The following is a 1,021-nucleotide window of genomic DNA, read 5'->3' as shown; positions in this document are numbered from 1 at the left end:
CGAAGGATCTCCTTATTTGTCATCATCGCTTTTTCCTCTCTTTTTATCAAGTTATTTTCATTGCAACTGAAGCTGCCTGCAGCAATTACGGTTCTTTTTTATAAATGCTCTGTCCTAACCGTACGGATTTGAATCAAAATACGGTTAAAAATAGCGATTGCTCTATTTCAGAGGTATTTCTTCCGATTTGAATACGGTTATCTTATTCTGAATACACACTTGTAACCGTACCAGACCGTTTAAAACTACCGCTGTATCACCAACAAACTTGCTCATAACCGTATTCGGCACGAATGAACTACGGCTCTGAACCCAAGCATCTTATTTTCAACCGTAGCAAGGTGAAAATCGCAAGGCTGACTCTAACAATACGCCTGTTCCCCGGACATTAATAGCCCAGTTCCTCGTGAATCAACAGGATTTCAAACTCGCTTCCTGTCGGTTTTCCCCACAAAACAGAAAGACCCCGGCAGATCCGGTCCGGACTGCTACAGTCATAACAGCGGTCCATGTTTACTGCACAAGGAGTATTGGCTCCGACTCTTCTTGCATTGCGCGGAGCCGCCACATTCCGTGCCCGGTACAACGCGCTGTCATAGTCTTTCTCCAGCTTGTTTTCCCCAATCACCAGATACACCTTCTCGTGACCGTAGAAAATAGACGCCACCCGGTTGCATCGTCCGTCAATGTTGATCATCTCGCCTGTCTCGGCAAGTCCGTTCACCGAAGAGAGGTAGATTTCCGCGGCATTTTCTTTTGCACGCACTTCCGCATCAGTCATGCCCTGCGGCATCCGCAGATGCCAGTAGACCGTGTTGTGCTTTATCCTCTCTCTTTCAAATTCTTTTCTACCTTGTCAAAACTTTTGTTTCCCAAGTGTCTTCCCTCCTTCTGCTTTTGCTCCTGATCTCATTATATCAGAATTCACCCCTTTTTTTCTCTTGTTATTTTCTCACTGAGGGTATATACTGGCCTTACATCAAATCGGGACAGCATTCTTTTGTCCCTTCGGGAATCTTTT

1 protein-coding gene is annotated in these 1,021 nt (G+C 45.2%); it reads right to left on the bottom strand.

The window, feature by feature from the left end; genetic code table 11:
• Positions 1-388: 388 nt before the first annotated feature.
• Positions 389-793, bottom strand: a complete 405-nt coding sequence (locus H6A32_RS15775; RefSeq protein ID WP_204864816.1) for an LUD domain-containing protein — start codon at positions 791-793, stop codon at positions 389-391.
• Between the last annotated feature and the right edge of the window lie 228 nt (positions 794-1,021).

The sequence above is a fragment of the Drancourtella massiliensis genome, from assembly GCF_016900655.1.
Lineage (GTDB): Bacteria > Bacillota > Clostridia > Lachnospirales > Lachnospiraceae > Sellimonas > Sellimonas catena.
Note: the sequence above shows the minus strand (reverse complement) of the source record. Positions and strands in the feature narration are given on the sequence as shown.